Raw genomic sequence first — 17,967 nt, forward strand, 5'->3', positions numbered from 1 at the left:
CACGATGCGGAACCGCATGCTTTTGTGTGATCGGAACACTTCAGCAAACTCTGCGATAAAATTAATCCAGACGAATCTCCTGCCCTTTCTCAGCAGACTCATAGATTCCGCATAACATCTTGGTCGAAGCTACCCCGTCTGCAATCGGGCTAATCGGTCCGGTACCGTTTAAGCAGCAGTCCACAAAGTGATCAATCTGATTCTGGAATGCACTATGAATATGCAGCCCCGTATGATCTGTCTGCGGCTCGATATTCAGGATGGTGTTGTGTTTTTCCGTAACAATCAATGTCTCAGGTTCGAGCTCGAAGCCGCCGCGTTCACCGTACAATTTGACATAGGATTCCTCCCCGCAAGCATGCAAAGTAAAGCTCACATCCACAGCGAGCGAAGCTCCATTCTCGAAGCGAATTAGTGCGTTAGCCATATCTTCTACGTTATTCACGGCAGAACTGTAATCCGCTGCCTTGTAGAACGAAAGGTCTTCGATATGAGCACGATTACCCAGCTTCCGATAAGTGTTCCCACTTACCGTAACAGGTTTCGGCCGGCCCATGAGATACCAGCATTGGTCGATGATATGTACGCCCAGATCAATAAGAGGACCTCCACCAGAGCGGTTCTTGTCCGCGAACCAGCCTCCGGGATTGCCCAGACGGCGAAGTATGGATGCCTTGGCATAATACAATTGACCAAACTCCCCTGCATCAATAAATTTCCGAAGCATCTGCATATTGTTGTCGTAGCGCCGCACAAATCCAACGATGAAAGTACAGCCGCTTTTCTTCACGGCCTCTTCAATTCGCAATGCATCTTTCACATTTGTTGCCACAGGCTTCTCCAGCAGCACATGCTTGCCCGCCTCCAGGGCTGCGATGGCAAATTCGGCATGCGTATTATTCCATGTACAGATGCTGACTGCATCCACATGAGGGTCCTTTAGCATTTCCCTATAATCGGTGTAGACGGACTGTGCATCATATTTCTGAGCTGCGGCTGTTGCGCGCTGTTCGTTCAGATCACAGATGGCATAGATGACAGCGTTCTCGTTTTTGGCATAACACCTCATATGCAGATCTGAGATGGATCCGGTGCCGATCATTCCGATGTGCAGCATTTTGCTTGTACTCATCTTCGTCCTCCCTTCCTTTTTCCGGAAGCTTCATGATCTCTCTAGTCTGCCCGCAGCATGCCTCTGTAAATACCCGGTGTTGAATTTTCGATCTTCACGGCACCCAGCGTCCGGGCATAAAAATCCACTGGCCCTGCTGATCCAATGATCGCATAGCCATAACCATCCGCCTTCATGGCGTGCATGCAAGCCAGCAGCAGAGCTGTACCCACACCTTTGCCCCGCGCCTCCTGGCTCACTCCTGTTGGACCGAAGAAGTTGCGGCAGGTCGCTTCATAACAGGCGAAGCCTATTATTTTCCCGTGTTCGAGGGCAATATAACAGGATACGGGCTGGCGCGCAAAGGATACATCACACTCATCCACCCAAGGCTGGCTAAAATGCGATCTAACCCAATCCAGCACAAGCTGTTTCTCCGGAGCAATGGCTCTTCGAATTACGATCGAGGACTGCTCCAGTCTTTTCAATCCACTCTCCTGCTCCGGCAAATGATAGAGCGCTACCAACATATCACTCATCTGATCCATTCCTCTCCTCATTGAATGTTATGGCGTTTTTCTCGAACTTCCAAGCGAACAGGAACGGAGCAAAGGTTGTACCACTCATCTGAAATTAACCGTATCCCGCTGCCTGTAACCCGGAAATTCTCACATCGGGCAAATAATAATCTGACACGCCACTCACATGACTCATCGTTCATCTGCAACAATTGGATGGTTTGTTCCGTCTATGAGAATGAACGCGGCCTTAATTAGGAGTTTACCGCGAACTATCCAAGATTAGAAGGGAAGATCAACAATGAACAACAACATGAAAAAAGTAAGTGCCCTAATGGTCCTGTCCATGGCCCTAAGTGGAGGAGCAGCATATGCTGCGACACTGGAAACGACCCAGTCTAGCAGCCCAACCTCCGTAGCTGTAGATAGTGCTTTGTCTGAATCCGTAAACGTAACTGTCAATGGCACAGCGATCACGGACGGCTATTGGAACAAAGATGGCAAGGAAGCCATGATCGCACTGCGCGATCTTACGGATGCACTCGGCATTGAGCTGAAGTGGAATAAAGAGAATAAGTCGGCCGAGCTGACTAAAGGCAATTTCTGGACACTAGTCATGGCAGACAAAGATCAATATTCGTTCAATAAAATGTTGATTACGCTGGGAACTGCACCTCAAATCACCGATGGCAAAATGTTCGTACCGGCTTCATTTGCAGACAAGGTGCTACATACCCAGGTAACAACAACCGGCAATAAAGTCACGATTTCTAGCGAAGAGGACGTGAAAAACGTTACTGAGCGCGGCGTCATTACAGGAATTAACCCGGATACTAAATATCCTTCCATTCATATTGGTGGCGCGGGCACTGAAGGTCTGGTGCTCAATCTGGGTGAGGATACCGTTATCAAATCTGCAGACGGCAAGGAGATTGCACTTACCGATCTGACCATTGGCATGACTGTAGAAGCTGTACACGCACCAATCATGACCATGAGCCTTCCACCGCAAACACCGACCTACGAAGTGACTGTTGTGGATACCGTTGCTAAGGAATCCGTTACGAAATCGGAAGATGTTCTGGGTACTTCGGGTACCATTGAAAATGTAAGAACAACCAAGGATCAAGGGACCCAGATCGAGATCTCTGGTTTCCGTTTGACCGAAACATCGCCTGACCATGTCATTCTCAACATTTCGGAAGATACCAAGCTGGTCAACCAAAAGGGTGAGGCCATCAAAGCAGAGGAACTGACGAAAGACGCAAAAGTCATTGGATTCTATAGTCCGATGCTGACTCGCAGCCTGCCTCCAATCGGGAATGCCTGGAAAGTGGTCGTGGATACTTCGGGTGCAGAGATTGTACCGTTTCAATAAACAGGAGTTATCACAGGTTTATTAAATTAGACCGATTTAACCTATAACGTTCCAATTGCAAAAAATAACCTTACCCGGTCTGTTCTTTTACAGACGTGGGATAAGGTTATTTTTCCATTCCAGCTATGTGGCCTTTGTTTATTCGGCTTCTGGATCACTTTCAATTATGGCTTCTGCTTCAATCTCAACCATTAACAGGGGATCAATGAGTGCACTTACTTCAACCATTGTGGCTACAGGCTGGATCTGCCCAAAGAATTCGCCGTGGGCCTTGCCAACTTCCTCCCAGCGGGAGATATCCGTCACGAACATGCGGGTTCTTATCACGTCCGACAAGTCTGCACCTAATTCATTGAGCGCCTTCTCAATCGTCTGCAAAACAAATCTGGTTTGGGCGTATGGATCCCCCGCTCCCACTACAACGCCGTCCTGCATGGCTGTCGTTCCTGCCACCTCTATCCGGTTTCCTACCCGGATGGCCCGGCAATAGCCCACAAGCGGTTCCCATGGGGAACCAGTAAATACCTGCTGTTTACTCATTGTGTCCTCCCTCGCTCTGCTTGTCTTTTATTGGATAATCTCTGCATTATAACAGGCCGGATTCAATCTAGGTACCAGAAATTAGGTAATCGAAAGTTATAAATCTACTAAAAAAAGTCCCATGTACGTAACCAGCTGCTGTGCAACCAGACACGTTTACAGGACTTTTTTTTCATTTAGGTATTCAAGCACAAACTAAATACGCTGCCAATCGGCTTACAGTTTAATATTGGCCTCATCAAAGTATTCTTCAAGGGTCAATCCGCTTTTCGCAATATCGGGTGCCAGATCGGTTCCGACATATCGGATGTGCCAAGGCTCGTAGACGTAACCCGTAATGTCTTCCTCACCCTTAAGGTAGCGGATAACGAAGCCATAGTCTGCAGCATGTTCTGCCAGCCACTCGCCTTCTTTCGAGGTGCCAAACACTTCTTCCAGGGCATTACCTACACTCGGGCTGGATACGTCGATCGCAAGACCCGTCTGATGTTCACTTCTGCCCGGCTTAGAGCTCACACGATCTGTATATTCTTGTCCTTTGGTCTGCACATTGTTGTTATAGATGGAAACCTGGCGTTCATATGAACGGTATCCAGACACCGCGCGCAGCTCAATGCCGTCTGCCTCAGCTCCTGCAAACAGCTTCTCCAGCGCTTCTGCGGCTTCCTTCCGCATGTGGCGCTTCTCGTGAGGACCATCGAAGGAAAATGGCACATTCGGCTCTACCAAATCGTCTGGCTCATAGCCTTCCGGCAGGCTGCGCTGCTTGTTCACGATAACCGTCATGGACTCTGCATTGGTAACAACGGATTGACTGTCAATCGTATTTTGCATCGCACTAATGCTTCGCTTCTCCAGCAGAGGGTCACCCGCATTTGTCTCATTGCCAGCATCTGAAGAGTCCTGCTCTTCACCCGCAGAAGCATTGCCGGAATCCCCGTTCTCACCAGATGATGGCTGATCTGTCTCGCTGCTGTTTGTCTTGTCGCCGTCATCCCCTGTGTCCTCGGTTAAATGAACGGTAGTTCCGTCTGTTTCCTGCTGCGTATTGCCTGCTGCGTTCAGATCCTGACTTTCCTCTGATCCCGAGCCATCCTGGCAGGCGGACAGCAATGCTCCGCATATCATAAGCGAGGACAGCAATACCGCTATATGGCGCTGTCTTCCTGTTCGTGATTTCATCTAAAAAACTCCTATCGCAATATAAGTATGAAAAAAATAAAATACGCTCCGGGGCATTTCATCCCCTGCGACAGTATACATCAAATTGCAGTGAAGCTCCACCGCTCCAAGCTTACTGGCAGGGAATAGCCATCATGTGAAAAGGGTCGCACGGCATATACGGCTATTTTTCGGACTTTTAGGGCATCATCCCAACGTTTAATCAGCAGATCCAGATTAAAGTCCGGGTTGATATCCTTTCCAATCTTGCTCACCATAAGGCCATCTTACACAGACAAATAAGCGAGGGTGATCCAAGATCTCCCCCGCTTCATGCCTGCTATGATTTGGTTGCCGGGCTGTCCTTCTTCTTCTGGACAGCCTGCCAGATCCGCGCTGCTACACGTTCGCGGATCATGGTCAGACCTGCTGCCACGGGTACTCCCGGCAGCAGCGCGGCCAGTTCCGGCGTTGCCGGAGGCTTGCCCGGCTGCGCCAGCCGCACCTGCACCGCGCCGAAGCCAGGGCCTGGCTGGTGCATGGCGCCATCTGCGGCAGCCTCGGCGATCCACTCGCCGACGGCAGCGCCGCCTTCGCCGCCCCGCGCCTGCGGGCGGCCCGCCGTTTCCGCGGCGCGGCCCGCGCTGCTTGGATCATGGGCCAGTTCCTCTGCCCATGATCCAAGCACACCGGCAAGCAGCGCTTCGCGCGGCAGGCCGGCGTGCGCCAGCTGCAGCAGCGGCTCCGCCGCGAAGCGCGCAGCGATGGCGTGCTCCGCAGCCGAAGCATGCGCGCAGTCTGCGCGGCCGCAGGAGCATGCCGCAACGGCCGGCGCAGCGGGCAGCAGCCCCGCGAGCTCCGCTGGGGCAGGGCCGCCGCGAAGCAGCGCGTACAGGGCCAGCGGCTGTTTGCGCAGCTGGACCAGCACGGCCTCGCGAGCTTCTTCGCTGGGCTGCGGCAGCGTACCTGTTACCGTGAACAGGCTGGCGGCTGTTCCAGCCTGCTCCGCGGCTACTGATGCGTTCTGACGCGCTTCAGCAGCCTCACTCACCCCTGCTGTCCATCCACCGGGGGACATATGCAGCTCCACATTCCATTTTTCGCTCATAACCTTCCCCCTTCTCATATGATCGCCCACCAATATACTTGTCAAGCTTATAACCACGTCTCACCCTGAAGCGAGATCAGCCCGCGCAATTCGTCATCCGACATTTCGGTCAGCCAGTTCTCCCCGGAACCAACCACCTGTTCGGAAAGTGCCTTCTTGCTCTCGATTAGCTCATCTATGCGTTCCTCCAGCGTACCCTGGCAGATCAATTTGTGAACCTGCACGTTGCGATTCTGCCCAATTCGGAACACCCGGTCTGTTGCCTGATTCTCCACCGCGGGATTCCACCACCGATCATAGTGGATGACATGGCTGGCACGCGTCAGGTTTAGACCTACCCCACCAGCCCGGAGGGATAGAACGAATAGTGATGGTCCCTCGCCCTTTTGGAATGTCTCCACCATCTCGTCCCTCTGTGCCTTGGACACGCCGCCGTGCAGGAAATACGGTTCTTCCTCATAACGCTGCGTTAGGCGCGATACCAACAGCTCGCCCATTGCCACATATTGAGTGAAGATGAGTGCCGATTCTCCGTTGTCACGGATCGCATCAACCAATTCCAGCAAGCGTTCCATTTTGCCGGATGCCTCCACTTTCGCATGATCCTTGCGGCTGCTGTCTGCCAGTACCGGATGGTCGCAGATTTGCTTCAGTTTGGTGAGTGACGATAATACAATCCCTTTGCGGGCAATGCCGTTTCTGCCATCCAGTCCACCCATCAGGTCATCCACTACACGTTGATATAGGATCGTCTGCTCTGGTGTCAGTGAGCAGTATGATTTCAGCTCCAGCTTCTCTGGCAGATCCTTGCGGATGTCCGGATCGCTTTTGAGCCTGCGCAGCATGAACGGCGAAACAAGCCGGTGTAGCTCCCGCAGGGACGTGCTGTTTTCTTCGGATGTCCCCATTCCGGTGTATCGCTGGCGGAACGATGAAGCTGTTCCAAGATATCCGGGATTGAGGAATTGGAAAATGGACCACAGCTCGCTCAAACGGTTTTCGACCGGTGTACCCGTCATCGCAATCCGGTGAGGCGCCGATAAGCGCATCACACTTTGTGCCTGCTTGGTACGATAGTTTTTGATATACTGCGCTTCATCAAGGACCACGGTTGACCAATGCAATGAGGCAAGGTCAGGTCCGTCCCGGCCAGCCAAATGATAGGTCGTCAGCACAATATCATGTGCCTGTGCCTCGGCCTGAAACGCAGTGCCATGAAGCCGCTGTCCCCCATGATGAATGTACAGAGACAGATTTGGCGCGAATCGCTTGAGCTCACGCTGCCAGTTGCCAAGCAGAGAAGTCGGGCAGACGATGAGTGCTGGCAAGTTGACGGCCTCTGCAGGTACAATCTCGCCAGACTCCGATGGATCAACCGAATCATACATTTCATTTTCACGCGCTTCTTCCGCCGCTGCCTGCTGTTCCTCATGTTTCTGGTCGAGCAGGCACGTGATCACCTGAATCGTCTTCCCGAGACCCATATCATCCGCGAGGCAAACTCCGAAGCCAAGCTCACGCATCGCAGACAACCATTGATAGCCGCGCTCCTGATATGGCCGGAGTTCCCCATGCAGCTCCGCGGGCACTTGACGTGGTTCGATACTGCGAAGCACCTGGCCGTCCAGCAGAAAGGAGAGCAGACCTTCGGATTCCGCACCAAAAACGGATAATCCCTTCCAGGCTGCATCCTCGCCTTCCTCCGCAGCCAGATGAAGCCATTCGGATAACGGCATATATTGTTCTTCTTCTTTTTTCATATAACGCAGAACCTGGCGAATCTCCTTCGTGTCGACTTCGATCCATTCGCCGCGGAACATCACATAAGGTACCGAAGCTTCGGCTAACGCAGCAAGCTCCTCTGCAGTAACAGGTTTGCCGTCCAGCATCGGTTCCGCCTTGAAGGCAACCAGTTGTTCCATCCCCAGTGCATTCGGAGCGCCAGGTGCCCGTTCCGTACCACGATTGAGCATCTGTAAACGCAGCCCAGCTCTACGCCGACCCGCACGACTCCAGCGGGATGGCATAAGTACGGTTATTCCTGCCTTCTGCAAACGCGGCACCGCATGAGTCAAAAACTCGAAAAAGGACTGCTGCTCCAATTTTATCCCTTCCGGGCGGGGTTGAAGCAGGGCTATTTCCAGTTCAGGTGCCAATTCACTGGCTTGACCGAGGGCCATGAGCAGCTGCTCCGCTGCGGATACGTAGCGCACCTTCCCCCGATCCAGGTCCCGATCCGGATGAGCCCAAATGGTTCGTGCAGGTAATCTCAGACCAGCCTCCTGTGCACTATCTACCCAAAAGGTGATGCCCCACAACGTTTCATGCTCGCCAAGAGGCGGTTCAAGCCGAAGCACCAGCTTCAGTTCCCCTTCGGCAGGGGCAGTTTCCTCACTGCCGATTACGGGCATCCCTGTGCCCCCTGCTTCCCGCAATGTCTCGATCAGCTCTGCCATTTCCTCCGTTGGCCCCTGTACAGTCACGGGACGGAACATCGAGATCAGGCTGTTCCACCACAGTTCGGCTGCTGGAGAAGATCCACGCCGAAACTGGGTGCGGTATCTTGACAATTCACTGTCCATCCCTTCCAGTTCTCCTGTCACAACAGCATGAATCATGCCGCTCATGAATGAAAACAGGACAGCAGCACCTGCCTCCTCCCGCGATTCCGGCTCGGATGAAGCGTATGCCCCAGGTGCAGACAAACCGATTGGCGGCATGGCTTCCGCCAGTTCGCGGAAACGTTCCACATCTGCTTCCTGAGATAGACGAGGTCGCCATACCCCTGTCAGCGTTTCTTGTCCCGTCCGTCGCCGCGCCCCAGTTTTGGCAGCAAATTCGGCAGAAGGAGCAATCTCTCCGCGCAGCAGCAGCTCCTGTGTGAACTGTGCTGCTTTTATCCAGTAGCGAATCTCCTCACCTGCCTGAATCCCTGCGGCCTTCAATATGCTGTCATCCCAATGGAGCAGCAGTTTAAATGTATCTTTGGGCGAGATCGCAAGCCCTTCCAGCGTCCGTCCAAGCAATTGGCGCCGCTTCGTACTCTTGGCTTCCGCAGCATTACGCATCGGATTGGGCCAGCGCAGCTCCGCAAGGCGAAGAGCGGCAGGCTGAAACAGACGACCTCCGTCGCCAAAATTCAGCCTCCTTACCACGTGGGTCCATGCATCCACACGCGGCTCCGATGTTTCACCGGAAAAACAAAAAAATACGTCACCAAGCCATACTCCATACAGCGATTGCATCATTACAGTCTCCCGTCATCCCTTCGCATTGTTACTCTCCATCATATACGAAAATGCCCGGATTTAAAAACCTTTACGCACAAAAATTGCTTTATTCATCTCTTGATACACTCCAGATACGTTCCTGATCACTTCAATCCGCATAAAAAAATGTTCCTTCTCCCCTGGATGGGATTAGGAACATTAAGATTGTGTGCAGGTCTTCACCTGCTGCTAAAATGACACCAAACGATTTATTCACCTAAGCTTGTCAGCAGGCCCAACATTACTTCCAGGTTCAAAATTCCCGCCGTATGATCCGGGGCATGTCCAATCTCTTTGAATACACCTGTCATGAAACGCTTATGCTCTTCTGCAGGTTCTTCAAACCGATCGTAGGTCACCACAGAATCCACTGTGTCCACAATTAGAGGCACATATCCTCCTTTATACGGTACGACAATAATACGCGTAGAAGCATCGTCATCTTTATCGGGCATGCCCAGCAGAACCCGCAGACTAACGACGGAAACCACCTTGCCGTACAAAGACCCAAAGCCCCTGATCTCCGGACTGCCGAACGGAACAGTTGTCACGGGAATCATTCTGATAATTTCATGTACTTCCTCAATGCGAAGCGCGAAAAACTGATCTCCAACCGTAAAATTAATGTATTGAACTTGAGCTTCCTCATTCATAGTTGTCCCCATACCCTCTCACTTTTAAAGGTTACTTGGTGTATCGGCTATTTTCCACGAAATATTTAGAGCTTCATTTAATTTAACAAGCTGTTTATTCCTTTCCAAACAACCGAAGCGAGGGCGGAAGAAGTCGTGAAGAGTTCTCTTTCATCTGAAGAAATATAACTTTCTATCATATAGTTCATTTTTCCTATAATCACTCTATAAAAAACGCGAAAAATGTCGATATACACTATAAGTTCTTTTTGAATCAATACTTGCTCTAACGATCATATTTTATGAAAAGAGGAAAAACATGACGCTAAAAGCCAAAGTCATTGTCATCGTCACCGCTATTTGTATTTTGCTCGCAGCCCCGCTAAGTTATATCGCCCTCCTCGTAATTGAAAAACAGGCTACGGAGTCTGTGGATAACCAACTGCAGAGTACGGTTCAATATGCTGCAGCCGAGGTCAATGGATGGGCCATAGCCCAAGCTAAAGTGATTGAGACACTCGGGAAGGTCATTGAAGATACCGTGCCTCTGAACGAGATCGGTATGGACCACCTCCAAGCTTTCCAACTGCCGTCTAATAAGGAGAATATCGCTACCATATATTTCGGGCTTGAGGACGGAACCTACATGGATGGAGCAGGCTTTATTCCTGATGCGTCCTTCGACGCCCGCGAACGCCCCTGGTACGTGCAAACCAAAGCCTCCAATGAGCTGACATATAGTGATGCTTACGTGACCAAAGCCGGTGTACAGTCCATATTCATTGGGGTGCCTCTCCATGATGCAGACGGGAATTTCCAAGGGGCGATCGCTGAAAATATTGCTCTGGATTCCATCAAGGATGAGATTAACTCCATTCAGACGGAGAACGGATTTACCTTTTTGCTGGACCAGGCCGGTGTAGTGCTCTCCCACCCCAATCAGGAGTTGTTGAATACCCCACTTGCGGATCAAAGTGACTATACCGATATTGTGGGCACGATGCTTAAGGAGCCAAGCGGATTATCCGAATATACCTACAATAATGATCGCCAATTAATCTATTATGAGAAAATTCCGAACACCAATTGGATTGTTGCCACATCCATCTCCAAGGCAGCTGCCCTGGCTGAGTTTACGAAGACAAGAACGTTGTATCTGGCCTTTATCGTTGTATTTACACTGATTTTGGCGGCTCTCGCCTATTTCTTTGCTCTAAAAACGATCAAGCCCTTACTTGCCATGAAAAATAGTGCCAAGCAGCTGGCAGCCGGAGATCTTACCGTGCAAGTTGCCGTGAAGGGAAAAGACGAGATTGCACAACTGGGTTCGTCATTTAATGAAATGTCTGCTTCACTACGCAGTTTGATCGGAAAGGTCGATCAATCGGCTCAGCAGGTTCAGGCCTCTTCCCAAACCATGTTCAAAGATGCTTCCGGCAGTAACGAAATTGCCGGGCAGATCTCGACAGTAATCGAGGAAATTGCCAAAGGTGCGGGAGAACAAGCTGAATCGATTCAAGCCGGAGCTGAAATGGTGTCCGGAATTAACGGAATCATTGATCAGATTACAGACGAAGCCCGGCAGGCTTCCGAAACGATATTGGACGTTAATCACGCGATGGAGAGCGGCCAAAGTGCAATCGCTCGTCAGTCAGATCTATCCCAGGCAGGACAGGAATCCACCAGTCGGGTCGAAACATCCAATGAACTGCTGCTGAGCAAAATTGGTGAAATATCCGCCATTACAGGCAGTATTCAGAACATTGCAGCACAGACCAATCTGCTTGCCCTGAATGCATCCATTGAAGCTGCACGTGCAGGAGAACATGGCAGAGGATTCGCCGTTGTTGCCGGGGAAGTTCGCAAGCTTGCCGAACAATCTTCCCACTCCGTTGCTGAGATCGATCAGTTATTGAACGACCTGAATGCAGCAGGCAAGCAAAGCGCAGCCGAACTGGAGCAGTTCCGCCTGAATAGCTCGGATCAATTGGATTCCATGGCAGAAACATCAGCTTCCTTTGATCTGATTCGTGGGTCCGTAGATGAAATCATACACAAAATTAGCTCGATCACTTCGGGTATGAATGAGATCAAATCAGGTGCTGCCCAGGTATCTGACGTTATTACAGGGCTCGCCGCTGTCGCTGAGGAGAGCGCTGCCTCTACCGAAGAAGCCGCATCTTCCACAATGGAACAATCCTTGTCGATCAGTAATATCTCGGAAACAGCCAAGGCGTTATCCGATCATGCAGATCAATTGCTGCGTGAAGTCAGTCGTTTCAATACGGAAGATAAATAAGAAAGATCGCTATAAAATAAACTAACGAATGTAAACTACATCAAAAAGACCAGAGATTGGCTATATGCCAAAACTCTGGTCTTTTTTGCACGTGATGCTGTGGATAACTATCCAGATTGGTTAAATAGAGTGAAATTCACACGAAAAAGTTTAAGTTATACCCTATATGTGGATAAGTTGTGCACATATTGCACACAGTTTGTGGATAAATGGGCATAAGTGTGTGGATATACAACAATTTGATGTGGACATGTTGTGTACTTGTTTGTAAATCTCACGTAAAAGCTTAATCATCTACTTCATTTATCCCTCATTGTGGACACACTGTGGATTGCAGCAGTCTTTATTCGTTTAATTAACCAGTTCGCCTTGTCTCATAATCAATTTGTCATCAATATAGACATCAGGCTTCTGCACTACTGCATCGATATGCACTCCTGCCGCAATCGTCCCTCCGAAGGTGTTGTTACTGCCAAAGGCAACGTGGATCGTTCCATACACCTTCTCATCTTCCAGAACGACTCCCGTAATTCTCGCCTTATTGTTGGTGCCAATACCAAATTCGCCGAGATAACGGCCATCCCCATCACCCAGCATCGTCAGCAGCTGTTGTCCATCCGGACCCTCAGCCGAGACCAGTCGGCCTTCTTCTACCTTCAAAGTCATCGGTTCACGGAGTGCTCCAATTCCCGCAACAGATCCATCTACGACAATGCTGCCTTCACCTATTCCTTCAAGCGGTGCAATGTAGGCTTCCCCTGAAGGCAAATTGCCCGATTCACCAGGGTTCAAATACATCCCTGTGCTGGGTACTCCGCTTCGATCCTTGATGGAGAAGGACAGACTGTGCCCTTCCTTTTCGATCCGGACCTGGCTTCCCCCAGTTAATAAAGCCGTGACCTTCTCGGTCAGTGCCTTCACCTGCGGATATTCGGCTGTAATGGCACCATTCATGAACATATCCTCTGTCATGCCAGGCATGGTTGCGACACGTGTACCCGATGCAGCGGCCTGTTTCCGAGCCTGTGTATGAGTTAAGGAGTATCTTGTCACACATACGGCTACATCGGCTTGGATCATGGCTTGTGCAATTGGTGCAGGCGGTTCTTCCCCGGATCTGCTGCGTTCCGCCATAATCATCAGCACGGATTCCGCTCCAAGTGCTTTCCCCGCTTCATAAATGGATTCTGCGAGTTCCCTTTTGGCATCGTCTGCCACAACCACGAGTTGTTCTCCCTTACGCAGCCCCAAGCATTCGGTTAATACATTTTTACTAATTTCCACACGCTGCTGATTCATTTCACTAATCTCTCCTGTCATTGGTAGAACCCTTTGTACTTCTTTGCGCTTGAATTGACCCTTTGGGTAATCTGTTGGGGGATCACGTACATTTCCACCTCGGACTGAAACCTGAAATCAATGTTTAGGTTCCGCCCATTTGACGAGAATCGCTGCCGTTTCCTGGTATTGAAAGACCGGAAAGTAGTGTCCATAAGGGACGTCGATTCGTTTACACTGTGGATTCATATCCTCTGGGTAGTGATATTCAATATCTTCGCCAGCCCATACCACCACTGTATTATTGGCAATGTCTGCCCGATTCCACGTGCTCCCCCCAGAAGTGAAGGTGCTGCCTTTTATTTTGCCGGAGTAAATCCATCGTAGCAAGTCGGCATGTGCTCCTGCTATTCGGGGGGACTGCAGACTGGACCTGACTCTTCCAGCCAGTGCAGATGCCGTAATGCTTCCTTCAGCTTGAGTGCTGTGTGGATTTAACAGGTGCCGCCAGCTTTTTTCCGACCTCCGGCTGAGAAGGGTACGCATTATTCCTCTGGGCAAGCGGGAAATCCACCGCAGCATGTTTGGATTCGTATTGTGAGCGACGGGCTGAAGCAAAGCAAGACGGATATCTGTTCGTCCGCTGCGCTGCAACGCCTCAGATGCAATCACAGCACCTATGGAATGGCCTACCAGCTTCATCGGACCTTCAAACTCGCCAATGGCTGTAACCAGTTCATCCACCTGACCGTCAAAGGCCCCCTCCCCTTGGTGCACAGCCGAACGTCCGAACCCTGCCAGATCGACAAGCCAAACCGGATTCCCAGTCAGCTGATGGAGCTCTTCTCCCAAAGGAACCATTTCATCTGCACAATTCAGCATTCCATGCACGATCAGCCACGGTTCACCTTCGCCCTCCCAGCCAAGCGCTGCTAGGTCCCCTATCCGGGTTCGGGTCCAACCGGAAGAGAGATTTTTGTAAGGTTTAAGGCTCAGGCGATAATCCAGATCCGCCGTAACGGACGGAAGCTGCTCCCGGATATCGGGCCATGTCTGACCCATGCGTTTAAATAAGTCTTCCGTCTCTTCCACATGCCATATTCTGTCTGTAATAAAGGAAACCGATTCCGCAGGGACACCGCTGATCCGCGCCCCTCCTGATCTCATTGCGAATTGCATCCAGGATAAGGGTACAGCCCATTTGGGCTTCGGTACGTCCAGCTGCTTCGCAAGAAGATGAAGAAGTTCCTTCATATTGGGACTGGTTTCCTTGCGTGCCAGAAGCGGATAGGTCCCGCCTGTTGGGAACGCCTCTTTGGTCAGGAAGACCAGAGTCCGCCCAACCACATCATTCTCCACTAACGGTAACCAATAAGACGAACCTCCGGGTACAACCGGCATAAGTCTTTTTTGCATCGCCTGGATGAGCAGCCCGATACCGCCTGTTTGCTCAGTCTCACCTGTGGGGCGCGGTCCAACGACTGTGCTTGGGTTTACAACAGAAAGTGGATATTGATTTTTTACAGCATGCTCACGGAGATACAGATCGGCGTGAAACTTCATTTCTTCATATGCACTTTCATTCGGGGCCACATTGCCAGTGGGTATGGCTTCTCCTTTCTCATTACGCAGGCCATAGGGACTCATGAATCCAACGACGTGAATGAAATGCCTCAGACCTTTAATCTGCTGAATCTCTTCAGCTAGCCCAGCAACCTCTCGCGCTCCATTCATGAATATCCGTTCCGCCACTTTGCGCCCCAGGGTAACATCCATCGTTCCTCCAGCATGAATAATGACGTCGGCTCCCAGCACGCGCCTGCGATCTGCTGCAGTAAGACCGAGTCCCTCCACCGATAAGTCTCCTTGTACAAATGTAATTCTGCTGAAATCCGATATTCCGTATGAAGTCAGGCCTTGTCTGGCTTTGGATTCTGAACGGACAAGCAGCAGCAATTGCAGATTTTCATCGACCAGCTGCTTCACTGCCTCCTTGCCAATAAATCCGGTGCTACCTGTCATAAAAATAATGGTTGCAGCCATTGAGTCCACCTTATGGGTAAGCGTCTGGTCAGTTGTTTTTAAGTATGTAGAAATTTCGTTCATTATTCTTTCCTCCTAATTAGAACTACATGGTACTAATCAAATCTAAAAAAAGAGCTTCGCTTAACGAAGCATCTGACAAAATGTACGTACGGATTGTTCTATAATCCCGGTATCCCGCGCAGTCTCAGCCAGAACCAGAGATCCTTCCAATGCAGCAACAAACAGCGAAGATACTGACCCTGCATCCATGCCTTCACGGAATTCTCCACTGTCCACTCCCTGCTGAAACAGCTTCTCGATCATAGGCTGCAATTCCCGGAAGAATCGGGAGATACTGGCCTTCACGTCGGGGGCACTTGCGGGTGTCTGCATATAGAGCGTTATAAAAGGACAACTGCCTTCGAAATTGCGCCCTTCAATGCCTGCCGATAACGTGGCTATAAACGAGTTAACGCGCTCTTCGACGCTTCTTTCTCGCTGACTGAGCAAAAAATAGACTTGTGACTCATACTGGGCGATCCAGTATTGTACCACTGCTTGAAGCAGTTCCTCCTTATTTTTAAAATGATAATAAATATTGGACTTGGACACCCCGCTCGCCCGCACAACTTCATCCATGCTGACATAGCTGTATCCCTGACGCAAAAATAACTGCGCTGCCACTTCGACCGCCTTGGTCCGGTTGACCGGATTGGCACTTCTCGGTTTGGCAGAACCTGAGCTTGATGTTTGATTTGTCATATTTAGAACTATATAGTACTAAAGACTTCGTTGCAAGTTTTCTTTTTGCAGAATTGGACACAAGCCCTGATTTATACAAAGCTCTCATCCATATGTAGACACTTATGCTCAAAGGATATCCACATATAGTATCCAGTACTAGGCTAAGTTTTAGCTTACCTATTCATAATCATTGTTGTTATCCACAATCGAAATACAGATAGCCATGTTATCCTTTCAGGATGGTTCTCAAAATAAAAAAAATAGGCCAACCAGAACGATATTCTGGCTGACCTATGGAATGAGTCATTGTAGTGAATTGTCGAACAGGATTAGATGGCCTGTGGATATTGTTTTCTGTGGATAACATTTAGTGATACTGGTCCATCTCCTATTCCACTTACGTATAAACGTCATTCTGAAATTTTTACTTTTTCAGACTGTCCCAGTTTTGCTGCAAAGCATCAAGCAATCCGGCTTTATCCGATTTGCCTGCCACATATGCTTGGATGGTGCTTCCATATTCCTGTGGAACACCTTCCGGGAAGCGGTTGAAGTTCCAGCTTAACGTTTTGTTTTCCTGACTGTACTTCATGATCTCTGTCGCCAGATCGCCCAAATCCTCTTCCGAGGCCTGGATGGAGCTGAACGCCGGGATAAATTTGAACTCTTTGGTCATGTACTGTTTCCCGATATCCGATGTCACGAGCCATTCCAGGAATTCCTTCGCTTCCGGCTTCACTTGCGAGTTTTTGTTTACAACCCAATAGTTAGGTACGCCTACAAACAATTTATCATTCGGTTCATTCGTAATTGGCATTGGCAGAATACCGAGATTCAGGTCGGGGTTGATTCCATCAATCTGCACTTGTGTCCAGTTCCCTTGCTGCATCATCGCTGCTTCCCCGCTTGCAAACAGGGTTACCTGTGTATTGTAGTCGGTAGTAAGCGGGTTTTTGTTGCTGTATTTCAGCGTTAAATCGAGCAGGTTCATCCAGTCTGTGAACACTTGGTTGCCCGGAATTTTCTCTGTACCTTCATTAAGGCCTTGAATGAATTTTACCGGATCTGCCTGATTCGCAAATGCAACGTTTACGTTATGATTGCCAAGCACCCACCACTCCTGATATCCGTTCGAAAACGGTGTAATGCCGGCTGCCTGAAGTTTCTGAGCTGCCTGATCCAACTGTTCCAATGTTGTTGGAATTTCAGTAATGCCTGCCTTTTCAAAAAGGTCTTTGTTATAAATGAATCCGTAGCCTTCCAGTGCCAGCGGCTGTCCATAGAGTTTACCATCTTTGGTCATTGGCTCTTTGGCTACCTCAAGCACGTCCTTCGTCCAAGCTTCATTTGACAGGTCTTCCAGATATTCAAGCCAAGTGTCCAGTTCGCGGTATCCGCCAACGTTGAAAATGTCCGGCTGTTCGCCTGCGGCAAACTTGGCTTTCAGTGCTGCACCGTAGTCACTGCCGCCACCAACGGTCTGAATATCCAGCTTGATGCCTGGATGCGAGGATTCATACTCTGCCTTAAGGCGGTTAAGCGCTTCCGCAATTTCGACTTTGAATTGAAAGATTTTGATGGTTTTGTCCCCTGCAGCAGCCTCTCCTCCGCCCGTTTGAGCATCTGTATTCACCGGACTACCGCTTTTGTCCCCGTTGCCACAACCTGCGAGCATTACCGAAAAAGCAATCAGCATGAGCAACGTCAACTTTGTCATTCTTTTCATATATACACTCTCCCTATAGTAGTTTCTGTTTGGCCGCTTCCTTACTCTTCATTTCATAATGTTCTCTTCTTGACCCTTGTCTTTCATAGCTTTTCTTACTTACGCTTGCCTCCGAGAAGGTGCCCAAGCCATGCGGGTGCCTTCTCCCCTGCACCTCCATGCGAGGTGGAGCGGAGGG

At 50.1% G+C, this 17,967-nt stretch carries 15 protein-coding genes; 3 read left to right on the forward strand and 12 right to left on the reverse strand.

Going from position 1 to position 17,967, the window contains the following annotated elements:
- Positions 1-61 precede the first annotated feature (61 nt).
- The gene (locus CHH60_RS23920) at positions 62-1,132 is read right to left on the reverse strand and encodes a Gfo/Idh/MocA family protein (protein WP_095361497.1); all 1,071 of its coding nucleotides are present in this window, start codon (positions 1,130-1,132) and stop codon (positions 62-64) included.
- Positions 1,133-1,173: 41 nt separating this feature from the next.
- On the reverse strand, positions 1,174-1,650 hold the full coding sequence (locus CHH60_RS23925; protein WP_095361661.1) for a GNAT family N-acetyltransferase: 477 nt from the start codon (positions 1,648-1,650) through the stop codon (positions 1,174-1,176).
- A gap of 280 nt (positions 1,651-1,930) precedes the next feature.
- Here CHH60_RS23925 and CHH60_RS23930 point away from each other — a divergent pair, with 280 nt between their 5' ends.
- Positions 1,931-3,007 carry a copper amine oxidase N-terminal domain-containing protein gene (locus tag CHH60_RS23930; RefSeq protein WP_095361498.1) on the forward strand — a complete coding sequence of 359 codons (1,077 nt, stop codon included), beginning with the start codon at positions 1,931-1,933 and terminating at the stop codon, positions 3,005-3,007.
- 138 nt (positions 3,008-3,145) lie between these two features.
- On the opposite strand, the gene CHH60_RS23935 is transcribed toward CHH60_RS23930, so the two are convergent.
- The 4 genes from CHH60_RS23935 to CHH60_RS29970 all read right to left on the reverse strand — a co-directional run bounded on the left by CHH60_RS23935 (position 3,146) and on the right by CHH60_RS29970 (position 5,280).
- Positions 3,146-3,547 (reverse strand): RidA family protein, encoded by a 402-nt coding sequence (locus CHH60_RS23935; protein WP_095291863.1) that lies wholly within the window; start codon positions 3,545-3,547, stop codon positions 3,146-3,148.
- Positions 3,548-3,763: 216 nt separating this feature from the next.
- Positions 3,764-4,729, reverse strand: a complete 966-nt coding sequence (locus tag CHH60_RS23940) for a M15 family metallopeptidase (protein ID WP_095361499.1) — start codon at positions 4,727-4,729, stop codon at positions 3,764-3,766.
- Between the two features lie 80 nt (positions 4,730-4,809).
- On the reverse strand, positions 4,810-4,983 hold the full coding sequence (locus CHH60_RS29965) for a hypothetical protein (protein ID WP_176476187.1): 174 nt from the start codon (positions 4,981-4,983) through the stop codon (positions 4,810-4,812).
- Positions 4,984-4,995: 12 nt separating this feature from the next.
- Complete coding sequence (locus tag CHH60_RS29970) at positions 4,996-5,280, reverse strand: hypothetical protein (protein WP_176476188.1); 285 nt, start codon at positions 5,278-5,280, stop codon at positions 4,996-4,998.
- 76 nt (positions 5,281-5,356) lie between these two features.
- Here CHH60_RS29970 and CHH60_RS29975 point away from each other — a divergent pair, with 76 nt between their 5' ends.
- The gene (locus CHH60_RS29975) at positions 5,357-5,686 is read left to right on the forward strand and encodes a hypothetical protein (protein ID WP_176476189.1); all 330 of its coding nucleotides are present in this window, start codon (positions 5,357-5,359) and stop codon (positions 5,684-5,686) included.
- Positions 5,687-5,863: 177 nt separating this feature from the next.
- Here CHH60_RS29975 and CHH60_RS23950 read toward each other — a convergent pair whose 3' ends face one another.
- Complete coding sequence (locus CHH60_RS23950; RefSeq protein ID WP_095361501.1) at positions 5,864-9,064, reverse strand: DEAD/DEAH box helicase; 3,201 nt, start codon at positions 9,062-9,064, stop codon at positions 5,864-5,866.
- Positions 9,065-9,294: 230 nt separating this feature from the next.
- Positions 9,295-9,738 (reverse strand): chemotaxis protein CheW, encoded by a 444-nt coding sequence (locus tag CHH60_RS23955; protein ID WP_176476190.1) that lies wholly within the window; start codon positions 9,736-9,738, stop codon positions 9,295-9,297.
- 298 nt (positions 9,739-10,036) lie between these two features.
- Between CHH60_RS23955 and CHH60_RS23960 the strand changes: the two genes are divergently transcribed.
- Positions 10,037-12,016 (forward strand): methyl-accepting chemotaxis protein, encoded by a 1,980-nt coding sequence (locus tag CHH60_RS23960; protein ID WP_095361503.1) that lies wholly within the window; start codon positions 10,037-10,039, stop codon positions 12,014-12,016.
- Positions 12,017-12,367: 351 nt separating this feature from the next.
- On the opposite strand, the gene CHH60_RS23965 is transcribed toward CHH60_RS23960, so the two are convergent.
- The 4 genes from CHH60_RS23965 to CHH60_RS23980 form a co-directional block, all read right to left on the reverse strand.
- Entirely contained in the window at positions 12,368-13,315 is a 948-nt protein-coding gene (locus CHH60_RS23965) for an aminopeptidase (protein WP_095361504.1), read from the reverse strand.
- A gap of 117 nt (positions 13,316-13,432) precedes the next feature.
- Positions 13,433-15,400 (reverse strand): alpha/beta fold hydrolase, encoded by a 1,968-nt coding sequence (locus CHH60_RS23970; protein ID WP_095361505.1) that lies wholly within the window; start codon positions 15,398-15,400, stop codon positions 13,433-13,435.
- A gap of 60 nt (positions 15,401-15,460) precedes the next feature.
- A complete protein-coding gene (locus CHH60_RS23975) occupies positions 15,461-16,081 on the reverse strand; it encodes a TetR/AcrR family transcriptional regulator (RefSeq protein WP_095361506.1) in 621 nt (206 codons plus the stop codon).
- 406 nt (positions 16,082-16,487) lie between these two features.
- Positions 16,488-17,789: an ABC transporter substrate-binding protein gene (locus CHH60_RS23980; RefSeq protein WP_095361507.1), complete on the reverse strand. Its 1,302-nt coding sequence runs from the start codon at positions 17,787-17,789 to the stop codon at positions 16,488-16,490.
- Positions 17,790-17,967 lie beyond the last annotated feature (178 nt).

It is taken from the genome of Paenibacillus sp. 7523-1 (assembly GCF_002276415.1).
GTDB classification, from domain to species: Bacteria; Bacillota; Bacilli; order Paenibacillales; family Paenibacillaceae; genus Paenibacillus; species Paenibacillus illinoisensis_A.